Annotated in this window: 16 protein-coding genes; 3 read left to right on the forward strand and 13 right to left on the reverse strand. The window is 59.1% G+C overall.

The features are described from left to right. Positions 1 to 19: 19 nt before the first annotated feature. Genes FTE24_RS19440 through FTE24_RS19450 form a run of 3 tightly spaced genes read right to left on the reverse strand, consistent with a single transcriptional unit; the run spans position 20 to position 3025 of the window. Complete coding sequence (locus tag FTE24_RS19440; protein WP_150235250.1) at positions 20 to 1855, reverse strand: hypothetical protein; 1836 nt, start codon at positions 1853 to 1855, stop codon at positions 20 to 22. 38 nt (positions 1856 to 1893) lie between these two features. Next, positions 1894 to 2469 (reverse strand): pilus assembly FimT family protein, encoded by a 576-nt coding sequence (locus FTE24_RS19445; protein WP_141447371.1) that lies wholly within the window; start codon positions 2467 to 2469, stop codon positions 1894 to 1896. After that, positions 2450 to 3025, reverse strand: coding sequence for a prepilin-type N-terminal cleavage/methylation domain-containing protein (locus FTE24_RS19450; RefSeq protein ID WP_160441838.1), 576 nt, complete (start codon positions 3023 to 3025; stop codon positions 2450 to 2452). The genes FTE24_RS19445 and FTE24_RS19450 overlap by 20 nt, the downstream gene beginning before the upstream one ends. 291 nt (positions 3026 to 3316) lie before the next feature. On the opposite strand from FTE24_RS19450, the gene FTE24_RS19455 reads away from it, so the two are divergent. Then, entirely contained in the window at positions 3317 to 4105 is a 789-nt protein-coding gene (locus tag FTE24_RS19455; RefSeq protein ID WP_150235246.1) for an alpha/beta hydrolase, read from the forward strand. 135 nt (positions 4106 to 4240) lie between these two features. Here FTE24_RS19455 and FTE24_RS19460 read toward each other — a convergent pair whose 3' ends face one another. The 8 genes from FTE24_RS19460 to argC all read right to left on the reverse strand — a co-directional run bounded on the left by FTE24_RS19460 (position 4241) and on the right by argC (position 14523). Further along, positions 4241 to 5386: a GGDEF domain-containing protein gene (locus FTE24_RS19460; RefSeq protein ID WP_150235244.1), complete on the reverse strand. Its 1146-nt coding sequence runs from the start codon at positions 5384 to 5386 to the stop codon at positions 4241 to 4243. Between the two features lie 199 nt (positions 5387 to 5585). Then, entirely contained in the window at positions 5586 to 6989 is a 1404-nt protein-coding gene (gene argH / locus FTE24_RS19465; RefSeq protein WP_150235242.1) for an argininosuccinate lyase, read from the reverse strand. Between the two features lie 460 nt (positions 6990 to 7449). Next, positions 7450 to 8682: an argininosuccinate synthase gene (locus FTE24_RS19470; protein ID WP_150235240.1), complete on the reverse strand. Its 1233-nt coding sequence runs from the start codon at positions 8680 to 8682 to the stop codon at positions 7450 to 7452. A 156-nt stretch (positions 8683 to 8838) separates the two neighbouring features. Next, positions 8839 to 9795 carry an ornithine carbamoyltransferase gene (argF, locus tag FTE24_RS19475; RefSeq protein ID WP_141447377.1) on the reverse strand — a complete coding sequence of 319 codons (957 nt, stop codon included), beginning with the start codon at positions 9793 to 9795 and terminating at the stop codon, positions 8839 to 8841. Positions 9796 to 9898: 103 nt separating this feature from the next. Further along, positions 9899 to 11086, reverse strand: coding sequence for an aspartate aminotransferase family protein (locus FTE24_RS19480; protein ID WP_150235238.1), 1188 nt, complete (start codon positions 11084 to 11086; stop codon positions 9899 to 9901). Positions 11087 to 11244: 158 nt separating this feature from the next. Then, positions 11245 to 12012, reverse strand: a complete 768-nt coding sequence (gene argB / locus FTE24_RS19485) for an acetylglutamate kinase (RefSeq protein WP_237401856.1) — start codon at positions 12010 to 12012, stop codon at positions 11245 to 11247. A 190-nt stretch (positions 12013 to 12202) separates the two neighbouring features. After that, entirely contained in the window at positions 12203 to 13432 is a 1230-nt protein-coding gene (gene argJ / locus FTE24_RS19490) for a bifunctional ornithine acetyltransferase/N-acetylglutamate synthase (protein WP_150235234.1), read from the reverse strand. Between the two features lie 38 nt (positions 13433 to 13470). Continuing rightward, on the reverse strand, positions 13471 to 14523 hold the full coding sequence (argC, locus tag FTE24_RS19495; RefSeq protein ID WP_150235232.1) for an N-acetyl-gamma-glutamyl-phosphate reductase: 1053 nt from the start codon (positions 14521 to 14523) through the stop codon (positions 13471 to 13473). A gap of 300 nt (positions 14524 to 14823) precedes the next feature. Here argC and FTE24_RS19500 point away from each other — a divergent pair, with 300 nt between their 5' ends. Both FTE24_RS19500 and FTE24_RS19505 read left to right on the forward strand, forming a co-directional pair. Beyond that, positions 14824 to 15294, forward strand: a complete 471-nt coding sequence (locus FTE24_RS19500; RefSeq protein ID WP_150235230.1) for an Rpn family recombination-promoting nuclease/putative transposase — start codon at positions 14824 to 14826, stop codon at positions 15292 to 15294. 1 nt (position 15295) lies between these two features. Further along, positions 15296 to 15520, forward strand: a complete 225-nt coding sequence (locus tag FTE24_RS19505; protein WP_150235228.1) for a hypothetical protein — start codon at positions 15296 to 15298, stop codon at positions 15518 to 15520. A gap of 78 nt (positions 15521 to 15598) precedes the next feature. On the opposite strand, the gene FTE24_RS19510 is transcribed toward FTE24_RS19505, so the two are convergent. Then, positions 15599 to 16480, reverse strand: coding sequence for a YitT family protein (locus FTE24_RS19510; RefSeq protein WP_141447383.1), 882 nt, complete (start codon positions 16478 to 16480; stop codon positions 15599 to 15601). Positions 16481 to 16489: 9 nt separating this feature from the next. Next, a protein-coding gene (gene prfB, locus FTE24_RS19515; RefSeq protein WP_237401851.1) for a peptide chain release factor 2 occupies positions 16490 to 17606 on the reverse strand; the annotation gives its coding sequence in 2 pieces (ribosomal slippage) (positions 16490 to 17533 and positions 17535 to 17606; 1116 coding nt in all). Positions 17607 to 17626 lie beyond the last annotated feature (20 nt).

Below are 17626 nucleotides of genomic sequence, written 5' to 3' on the forward strand. Positions count from 1 at the left end.
CAAAGCGGCCGCTCTAAGGCTAAGGCGCAGTAATCTCGGACTCTTGAATCAATTCGATCTTCTCGGCCTTCACGCTGACCTGATCGACCCTCGGCAGCGCCAATCCCTGGTGCTCGAACACGCCGTCGTTGTAATTGACTTTGAAGCGGCTCGCTTTGCCGTAAGCCTGATCGTCGAAATTGATCATTTGACGGCTTGCGTCTTCCGTCGAATTGCCGACGACGGCATTCACGGTCAGATTGCCTTTGGCGAAAAAGCCGCCCTGCAGATCGAAATTCGAGCCGACTCCGTACAATTCGGCCGTTGCGTCGGTATAGAAGAACCCGCGCAGCGTCTGGGCGACGGCGGCCGGGGTGAAAGCATCGACCCGGTTGAGCAGAATCGGCCCTTTGGAGATGAGCACGATTTCTTTGCTGCCGTCGGCTCCGGTAATGGTCGCATCCTGAATCTTCGTGCTGCCCAGCGTAAACAGTGTGGAGTCCACGTTGATATTGCCCTGCAAATTCACGGAACCCGTCACGAGAACGCTGCCGTACAGATTAAGCGGCGCCTTGTCGATCGTATTGTTGATCGTCAGGCTGCCGTTCACGATCAACCAGGAAGAAGGGTCCCGTCTGGTCTGGATCAAGCCTCTCAGCCATTCTCCGTCCACGTTGAGATCGCCGTCGAAGACGACCGTACCTTGCATATTCGTAAGGGTGGTCGCCAGGTCTCTTAGCGCTTTCTCGTACTTCGGGAGATCAAACTTGATGTACTGCGTGTACGCTTTTTCGTATTCGTCCAGCTGCTGCTCGTACTTCTTCTGCGTCTCCGGGTCGGTCGAAGCCGGATTCGCCGGCCGGATCGGCTTGATTGGCTCGGTCGGCATGCGCAGCGCATTCGGGTAACCGCTCAAATAAGCGGACATGGCCGCGGCATCCGCCGGAACCGCGCCATCGCCCAGATTGAACGCCTGCGCGAATTTGTCCTTGAACGATTGGTTGACGTCTACCCGGACGAACTGCTCGCTTTTGCGAACGCGCACCTGGCTCAGATCGATGCCCAGCGCTTTGAACACGTTCGCCTTCGTCAGCTCTCCGCTCAGAGCGGCGCCGTCTGCTCCGCGATTGACCGGCCTTGCCGGGTAGTTGTTCTCGGACAGGTTGAACTCGTCCAGCGACTGGATAAAGGCCAACGGCTTCACGCCGCCGTCCCGCTCTTCCATTTTCGGGAACAGACTTTGCTTCTGCAAACTTTGAGCGTTATAGGCATAATTCGCCACGTTGCTGACGCGGAGCGTTTTACCTGCATAAATATTGCCTTTGATCTGCGGCGAACCGTTAAGAATCAGATCTTCTTCGGAACCGAACGCATAATTCAGAAAGTCCGGATACACGCTGACGCGCACTTTCTGTCTCAGCACGCGGTCGACTCCGTTTACGTCGCTCTTGGCGATCAGGGTCACCGTATAGGAAGTGCTGCCTTTGACCGTGCTGCCGCCGAAGTCCGCTTGCGGCTTGGCGGAGATCAGCTGCGTCGAAGCCAGAGCCACTTCGGTCTTGACTCCGTTTTCCGACTCGGCCGACTCTCCCCCCGCGGCGAGCGCCGGAATGCTGTTCACGACGCTCTGCAGAGTCGAGCCCAGCATATCCGCTTTGATCTGTTTGCCGTCCAGGTTGGCCGCGATGTACGCGACCGACTCGTCCAGCGTTTTTTGCGTCAGCTGCAAGCTTTGGATATCGTTCTCCCGGGTCAGCGTGCGTCTTGCCCCGCCGACGGTCGCGCTCAGTACCGCTACGCCCAGCAGCGTCAGGATCAGCATCATGAACATGACCATTACGAGCGCCGAACCTTTTTCTTCGCGGAAACGTCTCATAGGAGCCTGTTCCCCTTTCCCTTGTGTCTGTGTTTTCATCAGAAGCCGAAACGGCTCTCCAATTCGATTTGCGAACCGTCCGTTCCCGTTCCCGTACCGAGCGTCAGCGCAAGCTTGATGTTGATCGACCCGGTCGTATAATAGTCGAAACCGCCGGCCGTGTCGCCTTCAAGCGTGATCGAAGACAGCCCCTGCACGATTGTGCCATTGATCTTCGTCGACTGGTACGGGTCCGCCATCTTGGAATAATCGACATTCGCTTTTTGAATTTCCAATTGTCCCGTCTCGGCATTGATTCTTACGGTCGTGGCGTCGGAAGGATCTTCGGTTCCGTCAGCCGTTACGTGCAGCATGCGGAAGCCGGTTCCGTTCGCCAGCGGATAGACGTGGTCCGGGGCAAACACGTACAGTTCCGTAATGATGGACGACATCAGGATGTCGCCTTCTTCGCGCAGCCGGTTCTCCACGCCGACCGTGTTGTAGCTTCGGAAGCCGAAGAAGATCGTCGTCGAGATGATCCCGAGGATCATCGACATTAACGACAGTACGGCGATCAGCTCGATAAGCGTCACGCCTTCTTCGCGCTTCCACATGTTAGCGAATCGATTGCGCATTGACGTATCCCTCCACCGTTACCGCGTCCGCTCCCGGTCCGCCCGATCCGGCTTCCGCCGTCGTGACCGTGGCCCGAATCGGCAGCAGCAGAGCGCCTCCTTCGGCCTCCGTACGGTTCAACTCTTTTTGATATTCGATCACGACCCGGTATTGGATACCGTTCACCCGCGGCTCCAGCACGGCTCTCAGCGGTTCCAGATTGCGGTTCTCGAACATGTCACGGAATACGCACACGCCCGACGTATCATTGGTGCAGCTTCCGAACGTCTCCGGCGCGATGCCGACCCGCTCGGTACCTGGGGAATTGCCCGGACGAACGACGGTCGCGATACCCGATTCGAAATAGCTTTCCATCCGGTCAAAATCCTGCTTCTGCATATACACAAGCGCGTTGCGGGCCAGATTCGACATGATCGTCTTGTTCTGGTTGCTCTTCGCGAAAGTCAGCGCATTGCTAAAGTAAGCGGTGAAGGCCAGGGCCACGATCGACAGGATCAGCAGCGACGCCAGCACTTCGATCAACGTGAATCCCTGTTCCTTTTTAAGCCGATCCAACAAAAAGGTCTCCTCCTTCCGGCACGCCTACAAATCTCCGTCAAAACGACGGCCTGACAGGCGGCATTCGCTTATATATCGGTCTTTTTCGCTTCTTTCATTATATGTTCCGCTTGTGGGACCGGCAACGATTATTTAGGTCTTTCGGCCCTAGTTGGATTGTTGTGCAGGAATTGCCCGGACCGAACCCGAAATGGTTTACGATAAAGCGTTTTCTTTAAAATCGGACCGAAAGCGCAGACCGCGAATTCGCCCGTTTTTGAAGAAACCCACGAAGGAGGAACTTACAGCATGGCTTTACTTACCTGCAACTTTTTTTCCGAATCGCTTGGTCTCAGCACGTCGATGAACGTCATCCTGCCGCAGCAGACGCGTTCGCAGATCGGCATGGAAAACGTCAAACGGCCGGGACCGCACAAAACGTTGTATCTGCTGCACGGCCTGTCGGACGACGACACGATCTGGGTGCGGCGCACGTCGATCGAACGTTACGCCGCCGCCTACGGTATCGCGATCGTGATGCCGCAGGTACACCGGAGCTTCTACACGGACATGGCGCACGGCGAAAAATATTGGGAATTCATTAGCGAAGAACTGCCGGAGTTGGCCCGCTCGTTCTTCCCGCTGTCCGCCGAACGCGAAGACAACTTCGCGGCGGGACTGTCGATGGGCGGTTACGGCGCGTTCAAGCTGGCTTTGCGCCGGCCGGATCGATTCGCGGCGGGAGCCAGCCTCTCGGGAGCGCTCGATATTGCTTCCATGGTGGAGAACGGCAACAATCCGCGCGCCGGGCTGCTGGACACGATTTTTGGCGAGCAAAAAGTGCGCGGCAGCGAAGACGATCTGCTGTTCCTGCTCGATCGCACGGCAAAAGCGTCCGCACCGAAGCCCAAGCTGTACCAATGCTGCGGCACGGAAGACTTTTTGTACAAAGACAATCAAACGTTCAAAAAAGCGGCCGACAGCAGCGGATTGGACTTTACGTACGAGGAAGGTCCGGGCGAGCACGAATGGGGCTATTGGGATACGATGATCCAGCGCGTGCTGGAATGGCTGCCGCTCGGCGAGCCGAAGAAATAAGCGGGTCTTGCATTTTCATTCGTTAAAAAAAGCCCTTGTCCGGGAAATCGGAACAAGGGCTTTTCGATTCGGACTGCTCCAGGCGGGCCGCCGTGTTCGGACGCTCCCGCCTCCCGCTTGCGTCCCACGCCTCCTTCAGGAAGGATGGTTCGGAGCGGGACCGGAAGCCGGAGGACGTTCGCCGCTTCCGATCTCCGAGGACGCTTTGCTGACCCGGTTCCGCCCGCTTTCCTTGGCCTGGTACAACGCGTCGTCGACCCGGCGGAACAGCGTTCGCGGCGACCCTTCTTCCGTGCGGCCGTACCCGATCGAAACGGTCAGCTTCAGCTTCGTTCCGTCATCGAGCAGAAAAGCATGGCTTTCCACCGCCGCACGGATTTTCTCCGCCAGCCGCATGACCGCGTCTTCTTCGCGGCGATCGAGCACGACCGCGAATTCTTCGCCGCCGTTGCGCGCGCAGTAGCTGTCGGCCGGCGAGCAGGACATCAGAATTTTGCCCAGCTGCTGCAGCACGAGATCGCCGGCCGGATGGCCGTGCGTATCGTTGACGCGCTTGAAATGATCGATATCGAGCAGGATGAGGCCAAATCCTTCATCGTTCTTCAGCGTGCGCTTCATTCGGCGGTCGTAGGCGAAATGGAAAGAACGGGGATTATGCAGGCCGGTCAGAAAATCGCGGTGCGCGGCATCTTCCATGAAAGCGAACAGTTCGTTGGAGTTGTTGAGATGGCGAAGCATGAAAAAGGTAAACACGCCCGTGCCGGCAATAATGACGGGATACACGGGGATGATATGCAGGGCGGTCGTCCCTACCATGATATACAAACTGATCATCAGCAGCACGAATTGAATCGCGAAAGCCGCCGCCCAGCGGAGCGGTTCGAGCCGTCCTTTGCGCAGCACCAGCGCCACGCAGATAAAAGTGACGATCGCGTTGGCCCCGCCGACGTACGAAGACAAGCCGAATTCGCCGAAGAAAAACAGGCGGAACAAGCCGATCAGCAGGCTCGCTCCCAGCCCTCCGGGGATACCCGCGACGTAAATCGCGATGATGATCGCGGTCTGGCGCAGGTCCACGACGGAATTCCGTCCGATCGGGAACGAAAATTCCATCAGGATGATGCCGATCAAGCCGAGCGCGATTCCCGTTGCCCAGGGCAGCCAGGCACTCGAAGCCGAAGCGACCGCCCAAGAAGACTTGCGAAAGCGGTTAAAAAACACGTTGCCGAAAAACAGCAGCGTCGCCAGAATCGTGAAATTGACGAACAGGTCTTTGAACATAAAAGGTTGGCCTCGCAGTCTGCACCCATGCAAATTGAGCCGCTGTCAGCGTTACACAGCCGCTTTTCCTATATTCTACCGCATTCGCGGCTTTCTGCAAATGCACTTTGGCGCTTTGAACCCGGACTTCGCACGAAAAAAAGGCCTCCCGAAGGAGGCCTTGCGTCGGTTACGGATTCGGTAGAGCGGGCACAGAGGGTTACAGACGGCCGTTCAGCCAATCCGTCGTCCATCCGAGCGTCGTTTCCGCACGCCCGATTGCCGCTTCTACCTGCGGAGCCGCGGTACCGCCGTACACGTTGCGGGCGTTGACCACGTTCTCCGGCTGGAGCACGGCATAGATGTTCTCGTCGAACAGGTCCGAGAAGCTTTTGAACTCGTCCAGGCTGAGATCGAGCAAATACTTGCCGTTTTCGATACAGTACAGCACCGTTTTGCCGATGACTTCGTGCGCCTGACGGAAAGGAAGCCCTTTGCCGACGAGGAAGTCCGCGATATCGGTCGCGTTCGAGAAGTCTTTGTTGACCGCTTCGCGCATGCGGCCGGTCCGCACTTTCATCGTCGCGATCATCGGAGCGAACAGGCGCAGCGCGCCGTCAAGCGTCGCCACCGTATCGAACATGCCTTCTTTGTCTTCCTGCATGTCTTTGTTGTAGGCGAGCGGCAGCGACTTCAGTACGGTCAGCAGCCCCATGAGGTTGCCGTACACGCGTCCGGTCTTGCCGCGGACCAGTTCGGCCACGTCCGGATTTTTCTTCTGCGGCATAATGCTGCTGCCCGTGCAGAACGCGTCGTCGAGTTCGACGAAGCCGAATTCCGTGCTGCTCCACAGCACCATCTCTTCGCAGAGGCGGGACATGTGCATCATGAGAATGGATGCGCCGGCCAGGAACTCCAGGATGAAGTCGCGGTCGCTGACGGCATCCAGACTGTTCTCGTACACGCCGTCGAAGCCGAGCTGTTCGGCGACGAAATGGCGGTCGATCGGGAACGTCGTGCCCGCAAGCGCGCCCGCTCCGAGCGGCAGGATGTTGATCCGCTTGTAGCTGTCCATCAGGCGCTCCGCGTCCCGCTGGAACATCGAGACGTAAGCGAGCAGATGATGCGCGAACAGGATCGGCTGCGCGCGCTGCAGATGCGTGTAGCCCGGCAGGATCGTGTCCGTATGCTGCTTTGCCTGATCGAGCAGCGCCTGCTGCACGGCCTGCACGAGGCCCGTCAGCTCGACGACGCGGCTGCGCAGATACAGGTGCATGTCGGTCGCCACCTGGTCGTTGCGGCTGCGGCCCGTATGCAGCTTGCCGCCGACCGGACCGACTTCTTCGATCAGGTGCTTCTCGATGTTCATATGGATGTCTTCGTCGGAGACGGAGAATTCCACCTGTCCGGCTTCGATCTTGTGCAGCACCTTGATCAGGCCCTCCGCGATCGTGTCGGCGTCTTCCTGCGGAATAATGCCGCATTTGCCCAGCATGGCCACGTGCGCCAGGCTGCCTTGAATGTCTTCTTCGGCCAGCGCTTTATCGAAATTGATGGAGGCGGTGTATTCTTCCACCAGACGGTCGGTCGGCTTCGTGAAGCGGCCTCCCCATAGTTTGTTCATCTGAACTCCTTTCCCCTCCCAAACCCTCCCCGAGGGAGGGCCCCAAAGGGCGTCTGCCCTCTGGACACCCGAACGTTGCAGAACTTTTGGTCGCGGGCGGCGGGGGGTGTGCGTGTGTATTGGCGGTGCGGGTGCGTGGTGGCGCTGCCCGGCCTGCCTCCGGCGGCCGCAGCTGTCAGGCGAGCGGAGGCGCTCGGTGAGGGCAGCTGTTCGCTGCCTGGTGCGGCGCTCGGCCGGGACTCAGGGCCGGAGGTCGAAGGCGGAGCGGCTGCGCGGCTCCTGTTCGACCGGGTAGGGCCGGGGCCGCAGGCGGAACACTTCGTCGTTCCTGTGCGGCCAGGGGCCGGGGGTCGAAGGCGGAGCAGCTATGCGGCTCCTGTTCGACCGGGGGCCCGTTCGGGAGGAACGGGAAGGGCTGTGCAAAGTCCTGTGCGCAGGAACGGTTTTTGCGCCTTCGGTCTTATTTGTTTTGTTCTACGCTGGTTGCGACTTTCAGACGCAGCGCGTTCAGGCTGATAAAGCCCGTCGCGTCGTTCTGGTCGTAAGCCTGGCTCGGGTCGGCTTCCATCGTGGCGATGTCCGGGTTGTACAGGCTGACCGGGCTTTTGACGCCGGCGCCGATGACGTTGCCTTTGTACAGCTTGACGCGGACGGTGCCGGTTACGTTTTTCTGGCTTTCCGTTACCAGTGCTTGGAGCGCAAGACGTTCCGGCGCGAACCAGAAGCCGTTGTAGACGAGCGTGCTGTAGCGGGTCAGCAGGGAGTCGCGCAGGTTCATGACTTCGCGGTCCATCGTCAGCGATTCCATTTTGCGGTGGGCGGTGAACAGGATCGTGCCGCCCGGCGTCTCGTACACGCCGCGGCTCTTCATGCCGACAAAACGGTTCTCGACCATGTCGACGCGGCCGATGCCGTGCTTGCCGCCGAGTTCGTTCAGCTTGTCCATGACCTGCAGCGGGCTGAGCGCTTCGCCGTTCAGGGCGACGGCGTTGCCCTGCTCGAATTCAATCTCCAGCATTTCCGGCTCGTCGGGCGCGTCCTGCGGATCAGCGCTGAGCAGGAACATCTCTTTGTTCTCCGGAGCGCTCGGATCGAACCACGGATCTTCGAGCACGCCGCTCTCATAGCTGATATGCAGCAGATTGCGGTCGGTCGAATACGGCTTGGCGGCCGAAGCGGTGACCGGGATGCCGTGCTGCTCCGCATAGGCGATCATCTCGGCGCGGCCCGGGAACGTCTCGCGGAACGTGTCGAGTCTCCACGGAGCGACCACTTTAATGTCCGGGGCAAGCGCGGCGACGCCGAGTTCGAACCGAACCTGGTCGTTGCCTTTGCCCGTCGCGCCGTGGGCGATCATCGTCGCGCCTTCGGCGCGAGCGATTTCGACCATCCGCTTGGCGATCAGCGGACGCGCGATGCTGGTGCCGAGCAGGTACTGCCCTTCGTACAGGGCGCCGGATTGGAACATCGGGTAGATGAAGTCCGAAGCGAATTCGGCCTGCAGGTCGTCGATGTACACTTTCGAAGCGCCGGTCGCGAGCGCCTTTTCTTCCAGGCCGTCCAGTTCTTCCTTTTGCCCGATGTCCGCGGTAAAAGCAATGATCTCCGCGTCATACGTTTCTTTGAGCCATTTCAAAATGATCGACGTATCCAGTCCGCCGGAATAGGCGAGTACAATTTTTTCTTTTGCCATAAGTATATGATCCTCCGCTCTAAAAGTTCGATGCCTGTCTGCGTTCCTGTACCTCTTCAATCTATCCTTGTTCGGCGCAAAAGCGGCGTTCTCCTGCCTGCGCAGGATCGGCCGCCCTTCTTTTTGCCCCGTGCGATCGACGATCCGGGGAGATCGTTACGCCATCAGCGTCGCCATGACCGCTTTTTGCGCATGCAGCCGGTTCTCGGCCTCGTCGAAAATAACGCTGTTTTTGCCGTCGATCACGCCCGCGCTCACTTCTTCGCCGCGATGCGCCGGGAGGCAGTGCAGGAACAGGTAATCGGATTTGGCATGCTGCACCAGCTCTTCGTTTACCTGATAGTCCTTGAACGCGAGCTCGCGCACTTTCTGTTCTTCCTCGAAGCCCATGCTCGCCCAGACGTCCGTGTACACGGCGTCGGCGTTTTCGATCGCTTCGCGCGCGTCGCGCACGATCGAGATCTTCGCGCCGGTGACGTTCGCGATCTCGCGGGCCTGGCGCACGATATCGGCATCCGACTCGTAGCCTTCGGGACTCGCGATGCTGACGTCCATGCCCATCTTCGCGCCGCCGAGCAGCAGCGAGTGGGCCATGTTGTTGCCGTCGCCGATGTAGGCCAGCTTGCGGCCGCGCAGCGATCCTTTGTGTTCCTGGATCGTCTGCAAATCCGCCAGTACCTGGCACGGATGGCCGAGATCGCTCAGCGCGTTGATGACCGGGATATCCGCGTATTTGGCGAGCTCCGTCACGTTTTCGTGGCCGAACGTCCGGATCATGATGCCGTCGAGATAGCGGGACAGAACGCCGGCCGTATCCGGGATCGCTTCGCCGCGTCCGAGCTGGATATCGTTTTTGCTGAGGAAAAGAGCGTGTCCGCCGAGCTGGAACATGCCCACTTCGAACGAAACGCGGGTGCGTGTGGACGATTTTTCGAAGATCATGCCCAGCGTTTTGCCTTCCAGCGGCCGGAACGTCTCGCCCGTTTTCTGTTTGCGTTTGAGTTCGATCGCGAGATCGAGCAGGTACTGGATTTCTTCCGTCGTATAGTCGGTCAGTTCGACGAGGTCACGCCCTTTGAGAGCCGCCCCGTACGCCTGTTGAGTCAGATCCATATCAAGTCCTCCTTGGAATGCGTCGATTTCGTAAAAAGAGAGCGTTCGCGAACCCGGCATCCGTCGCCCGGTTCGCCGAACGCTCTGTCGGCGCCGCCCGCGCCTACGCGCTCGGCGTCGGTACTTTCTCCTCGATCACCGAAGCGACGATCTCGACCGCCTGCAGCACTTGTTCTTCGGTGACGTACAGGTTCGGCAGCAGGCGGATCACGTTCGGGCCGGCCGACACGAACAGCAGGCCGCGGCGCTGTCCGGCCATGACCAGTTCGCTGACGGGCTCCGCGCATTCGATACCGATCAGCAGCCCCAGTCCGCGCACTTCCTTGACAAAAGGATTGCCGTGCAGACGCTCGCGCAGCTTGTTCATCAGCAGATCGCCGATTGCCGCGGCCCGCTCCGGCAGGCGGTCTTCCTGCATCGTCTCGATCGTCGCGATGATCGCGGACGAAGCCAGCGGCGTGCCGCCGAACGTCGTCGCGTGACTGCCCGCGGTGAACGCTTCTTTGAGATAGGCGCGCCCGATCATGGCGCCGGCCGGGAAGCCGGACGCAATGCCTTTGGCGACGGTGAAAATATCCGGCTTGATGCCGTAGCGATGATGCGCGAACCAGGCGCCGGTCCGGCCCATGCCGGTCTGCACTTCGTCGACGATCAGCAGAATGCCTTTGTCGCGGCACAGCTGTTCGATCTGCTGCGCGTACGCTTGATCCAGCGGATAGACGCCGCCTTCGGCCTGCACCATTTCGATCATGACGGCGGCCGTATGCCCGTTGATCGCCTGTTCGATCGCCGTAATGTCATGCGGAGGCACGGTGACGAAGCCGGCCGGCAGCGGCAGGAAGCCTTCTTTGACTTTGTCCTGTCCGGTCGCGGTCAGCGTGGCCAGCGTGCGGCCGTGGAACGATTTGCCGAGCGTGATGATCTCGTAGCGATCCTCGCCCTTCACCTTCTGGAAATAACGGCGTGCCAGCTTGATCGCGGCTTCGTTCGATTCGGCGCCGCTGTTGCAGAAAAAGACGGCGTCGGCCTGCGCCACTTCGGCAAGCTTCTTCGCGGCTTCTTCCTGCTTCGGAATAACGAACAGATTCGACGTATGCCACAGCGTATCGATCTGCTCCTTGAGCTTGTCTCCGACCTTTTTCGGCGCGTGGCCGAGATTGGTGACGGCGAGGCCGCTCATGAAGTCGAGATACTTGTTGCCCTGGTCGTCCCACAGCCAGCTGCCTTCGCCTTTGACGAGGGCGAGCGGGTTGCGGGCGTACGTTTGAAACAATGCGCTTTCTTCGGTCATGGTCTTGCACGCTCCTTCCTGGGTTCGGCGAGAAGCTGCGGGAGAAGTGCGTTGGCGCTCCTTCCCAGCACTTTTCCCTCCGCTTGGCATGCTTCATCGTAGTAATCATTCACAAAAATCAGGGATTGGAATAATGTTCAAGTCCGTTCTGCCGAACGTCATCGCCGGATCGTCGTTCCGATCGCTTCGCCGGACAGAAGCCGGCTCAGCACTCTCTCTTCGCTGCCGTCGACGATCACGACTTCTTCGACGTTGCCGTGAAGGCACTTCATCGCGGCGCGGACTTTCGGGATCATGCCTCCGTAGATCTCGCCGCTTGCGATCATGTCTTCGATCTCGGCAAAAGTGACGGACGGCAGCGCCGCTTTGACGCCGTCGACCGTCTTGAGGATGCCGGGCACGTCGGTCACGACGATCATGCGCCGCGCGCCGACGAAGGAAGCGACCGCGCCGGCCGCCGTGTCGGCGTTGATGTTATAGCGCTGTCCCTGGGCGTCGACGCCCAGGGGAGCGATGACGGGCATGTAGCCCATGCTCAGTACGCCGGTGACGATGTCCGCTTCCACGCGCACGACGTCGCCGACCAGGCCGACTTCGGCGGCATTCGCGACCGGCTCGGCCTGGATCAGCGAGCCGTCGGAGCCGGACAGCCCGAGCGCTTTGCCGCCGGCGGACTGAATGCGCCGCACGATCAATTTGTTGATGGTTCCGGCAAGCACCATTTCCACGACGTCGAGCACTTCTTCGGTCGTGCGGCGAAGACCGTGCACGAATTCCGTCGGAATGCCGAGCTTCTCCAGATTGTCGGAGATCGCCGGGCCGCCGCCGTGCACGATGACCGGCCGCACGCCGTCTGCCTGAAGCTGCGCCAGATCGGCGAAGAATGCTTCCGGCAAAGCGGCCAGCGTGCTGCCGCCGCATTTCATGACGAACGAGGCTTGCACGTCGGATGTGTCCGAATCCTGCCGAAGCCGGGCCGAAGACCCGTTGTCGTGCGGGAACCGGTACGACTGTCGCTGCATGACTATCCCTCCAGATGCGCCGGTAACTTCCGGCTTTGTATCGATTCGCGGTCCGGCCTGCGCCGGCCGTGCTTGGTATGGTAACAGATTCGGTTTATGTCCGGTACGCGGCATTGATGCGCACGTAATCGTAAGTGAGGTCGCAGCCCCAGGCGGTCGCCTGCGCTTCGCCCATGTTCAGCTCGACCGAGATGGTCACGGTATCGCCTTTTAAATATTCCAGCGCCAACTCTTCGTCGAACGCGACCGGCTGGGAAGACGTCAGCACGACGATGTCGCCGAGCTGGATATCGACCGTATGCGGATGAACGGGCACGCCCGCGCGTCCGACAGCCGCGATGATGCGTCCCCAGTTGGCGTCCGCGCCGTACACGGCCGTTTTGACGAGACTGGAGCCGATGACCGTCTTCGCGACGGCCCGCGCGGACTCTTCGCTCTCCGCGCCGCTCACGGTCACTTCGACAAGCTTGGTCGCGCCTTCCCCGTCGCGGGCGATCGCTTTGGCCAGATGCTCGCAGACGCGCACGAACGCTTCGGCGAACGCCGCCCAATCCGGATGGGCTTCGTCCAGCTCCCGTTTCTGTTCCGACAAACCGCTCGCCATAACGACCAGCATGTCGTTGGTGCTTGTATCGCCGTCCACCGTAATCATATTGAACGTGTTTTCGGTCGTGCGCCGCAGCAGCTTGTGCAGCGCTTCGCTGCCGATTTTGGCGTCCGTCGTCATAAAGGCCAGCATGGTCGCCATGTTCGGATGAATCATGCCGGAGCCTTTGGCCGCGCCCGCGATCGTCACGGTCTGCCCGTCGATCGGCAGCGAGACGCACAGCTCTTTTTTGACCAGATCGGTCGTCAGAATCGCCTGGCTGAACTGTTCTCCGGCATCCGCGTCGCGTGCCAGCACGTCTGCCAGGCGGGCGATGCCGCTTCGCACGCAGTCCATCTTCAGAGTCTCGCCAATGACGCCGGTCGAAGCGACCGCCACGTCTTCCGGGTTCACGCCGAAACTTTTAGCTGCCAGATCGCGCATTTCGGACGCGTCCGCGTCGCCCTGGGTCCCCGTGCACGCATTGGCGTTGCCGCTGTTCACGATGACCGCGCGCAGCACGCCGTTCGCCAGGCTGTCGCGGGTCGTCTGCAGCGGAGCCGCCTGAAACAGGTTCGTCGTATAGACGGCCGCCGCCGAAGCGGGAACCTCGCACACGATGGCGCCGATATCGTTTCTGTCCGTTTTTTTCAAACCGCAGTGAAGACCGGATGCCCGGAATCCCTTCGGCGTAATGATTGATCCGCCTTCGACGACGGTATAAGAAGGAACTGCCATGAGCCGCTTCCGCCTTTCGGTATATAATCGCTGTGGAATCAAGGATACATCGGAACGAAACGGAGACCTTCCGCTTCGTCCCAGCCCATCATGAGATTCAGGTTCTGGATCGCCTGTCCCGCCGCGCCTTTGACCATATTGTCGATGACCGACACGATCGTGACGCGGCCGGTCCGTTCGTCCGCCGAAAACCCGATATCGCAGTAATTCGAGCCCGAGACTTCTTTGGTTGCCGGCATGACGCCGTTTTCCCGAATGCGCACGAACGGACGCCCTGCATAAAAGGTTCGATACAAATCGATGAATTCCTGCGTGCTCCGCTTTTCGTTGACCGAAGCGTACATCGTGCTCAGAATGCCGCGGGTCATCGGAATCAAGTGTGTCGTGAACGTCACGACCACTTCCGCGCCGGCCGCTTCGCCGAGCACCTGCTCGATTTCCGGAATATGTTGATGCGCGTTGACCTTATAGGCTTTCACGCTTTCGTTAATCTCGCCGTAATGCGTGCCGAGCCCGGTTCCGCGTCCCGCGCCGGACACGCCGGTTTTGGCATCGATGATGATTGTCGCCGGGTCGATCCAGCCCGCTTTCACCGCCGGGATCAGGCCGAGCAGCGTCGCCGTCGGAAAACAGCCCGGATTCGAGATCGCCGCATGCCCGACGACGGACTCACCGTAGATCTCGCTCAGCCCGTATACCGCCTGGGCCAGCACGTCTTCGGATGCCGGAGGACGCTTGTACCATTTCTCGTACACGGCTCCGTCCTTGAGACGAAGATCGCCCGACAAATCGATAACTTTGAGTCCTTGTTCCAGCAGCTTCGGCGTCAGCTCGGCGCTTACGCCCGCAGGCGTGGCCAGGAAGACGACATCGGCTTTGGCTTTGATATTCGCCGGCTCGATCGATTCAAGCTCCAGTTCGATAAGGTTCGTCAGATGGGGAAAGCTCGCACTCAGCGGCACGCCGCTGCTCGACGACGACAGCACGCAGCTCACTTCGACATGGGGATGCGCCTGCAGCAGTCGGATCAGCTCCGCCCCGCCGTAACCGGTCGCGCCCACGATCGCCGCTTTGATCTTGTCTTTGCTCATTTCTTCCTGGCCTCCGCTCTATAAGGTTCTTTCGAATGAATATGTGTCATACATGCATATACCGTGCATAGAACGTGAATAATATGTATTATTATACGTTCGGCATCATATAAATACAACCTTGTGCGAAAAAGTTTACATTCCATGCAAGGCGAAAAAAAGCATACACGAAAACAGGAACATACATTCCCTTTTCTTCATGAAAAGAGTATACTTCATAAAAAGAAAAGATCCGGCGCATCTTCCTACCCCGGCGCGATCTCCTTTGTAATCCTTTGACCCCGAGAGAAAGGTCGTGCCATGCATCCGGATCGAGAAAAACCGCTGCATCACCCTTACGACAAAGCCTACAAATCGCTGCTGTCCAGCCGCTCCCTGTTCGCCGAACTGCTGCAGAACTTCGTGCCCGGCGAATGGGCGCGGCAAATTGCCGGGGAAGACCTGCTGCGGGTCGACAAGTCGTACATTTTGAGCGATTATAAGGAAAAAGAGTCGGATCTCGTCTACCGGGCCTGTATACGGGGACAGGAGTTTTACTTTTATTTGCTGCTGGAGTTCCAATCCCGGGTCGACTTCGAGATGCCGCACCGGCTGCTCACTTACATGACGGAGATCTGGCGCGACGTCAGCCTTAACGCTCCGCCTGCTGCAAACACTCAGCCCCGAACTTTTCCGGCTGTTCAAATCGTGGTTCAAACTGATCAACCCGAAGGAAACCGAACAGATCGGCCATATTCTCGACGAGTTCAACGATCCCAAAGGAGTGGATAGCATGATTTCTAATCTGACAAAAGCGCTGCGCGACGAATATTACGAAATGCGGCGTAAAGGCTTGGAAGAAGGCAAGGTCGAAGGTATGGCGGCAGGCAAAGCCGAAGGCGAACGGGCAGCGAGGCAGGAAATCGCCCGCAATCTGCTCGCGGAAGGCATGAGCGCCGAACAGACGATGCGGTTATCCGGCCTGACGCGGGAAGAGATCGACCGGCTGTCGACCTAGTTTCCGATTCCATAAGCAAAAACCGCCTCCAAAGTCGAGAGACTCCGGAAGCGGTTTTTGTTTTGCGCAGGTTTTCGCTCAGATCTGGATCTTGAATCCTTTGCCCAGCACTTCCTGCGCGTTGCTGATCACGACGAACGCTTCGGGATCGACCGAGCGCACCAGCGTCTTCAGCCGGCTCGTCTCGCTCTGGCCGATCACGACCATCAGCATCGGCCGGGACTCGCCGGTATAGCCGCCGCGTGCGCTGAGTTCGGTCAAGCCGCGGTCGAGGTCCTGCAAAATCACCCGGGTAAGCTCTTCGCGCTTATCCGTAATGATGTAGGCCACTTTCGTATACCCGAGTCCCATCTCCACTGCGTCGATTACTTTGCCCGTCACGTACAGTCCGATCAGCGCATACAGCGCATTTTCGAACGACAACGTGAAGCCGGCCAGCACGATAACCGTGCCGTCGACGAGCATGACGCTCAGCGATAGGCTAAGTCCGCTGAACTTTTGCAGCAGATGCGCCACGATCGACAGGCCGCCGGTCGAGCCGCGCCCGCGGAACACGAGTCCGAGGCCCAGGCCGACGCCGATTCCGCCGTACAGCGAACCGAGCAGCGGATTGGTCGTCGAGATCGGCCAGTCGCGCGTGAGGAAGATGAAAAGCGGCAGGCAAATTGTACCGACGAGCGTGCGCGCTCCGTACTGTTTGCCCAGAAAAATCACCCCGGCGATAAACAAAGGGATATTGAAGATCCACTGGGTAAAAGCAGGCTCGAAATCGAACCATTCCTTGATAATGATCGACAGGCCCGACACACCGCCGGACGCGATCTGATTTGGCAGCAGGAACAGATTGAACGCGATCGCCGTAATAAAAGCGCCCACGACAATCAGCGTCGTATCGAGGGCGTTTCGTTTGGCGCCGTGAAGCGGGACCAGCGGCTTTCTGCCGCCTTTGCTCGTTGACATGGCTCCCGCTTACTCCGACGGTTCGATCTTCAGCTGGCTGCGCAAATAAGCGTCGATGAATCCGTCCAGATCGCCGTCCATGACCGCGCCGATGTTGCCGACTTCATGCGACGTGCGATGGTCTTTGACCATGCTGTAAGGATGGAACACGTACGAGCGGATCTGGCTGCCCCAGCCGATCTCCGACTGTTCGCCGCGAATTTCCGCCAACTGCCGCTTCTGTTCTTCGATCTCCCGTTCATACAGCTTGGAACGAAGCATCGTCATGGCCTGTTCGCGGTTTTTGATCTGCGAGCGTTCATTCTGGCACGTCACGACGACGCCGGTCGGAAGGTGGGTAATCCGGACGGCCGAATCGGTCGTATTGATATGCTGACCGCCCGCGCCGCTTGCGCGGTACGTATCGATCTTCAGGTCTTCAGTGCGAATATCGATATCGATCGTGTCGTCGATCTCCGGCACGACGTCGCACGATACGAACGACGTATGGCGGCGGCCCGACGAATCGAACGGCGAGATGCGGACGAGGCGATGTACGCCTTTTTCCGCTTTGAGATAGCCGTAGGCGTTATGGCCTTTGATCAGCAGCGTCACGCTTTTGATGCCGGCTTCTTCGCCCGGCAGGTAATCGAGCGTCTCGACTTTGAAGCCGCGCTTCTCGGCCCAACGCGTGTACATCCGCAGCAGCTGCAGCCCCCAATCCTGCGACTCGGTGCCGCCGGCGCCCGGATGCAGCTCCAAAATGGCGTTCAGCTTGTCGTAAGGTTCGCTCAGCAGCAGCTGCAGTTCGAACTCGCCCATGCGCGTCATGAGATCGGCTACGCTTGCCGCCACTTCATCCGCCATTTCCTGATCGTCTTCGTCGTCGGCGAGTTCCGCCATCAGCACGGCGTCGTCGAAATCCTGCTGCATTTTCAGGTATTGGTCCAGCGAGCCTTTGACCGCGTTCATGTCCGCGATCAGCGCCTGCGCTTTATCGCTGTCGTCCCAAAAACCGGGAGCGGCCATTTTCTCTTCGAAGTTGGAGATCATTTCTTCTTTGAGATCTAAGTCAAAGTGACCCCCTAAGGTTGGTTAATTTCTGCGTCAACTCGCGCAGATCGTGTCTGACATTCGGATCGATCATTTTTCTTCACCTCGTTGGTA

Source organism: Saccharibacillus sp. WB 17 (assembly GCF_008634075.2).
Lineage (GTDB): Bacteria > Bacillota > Bacilli > Paenibacillales > Paenibacillaceae > Saccharibacillus > Saccharibacillus brassicae.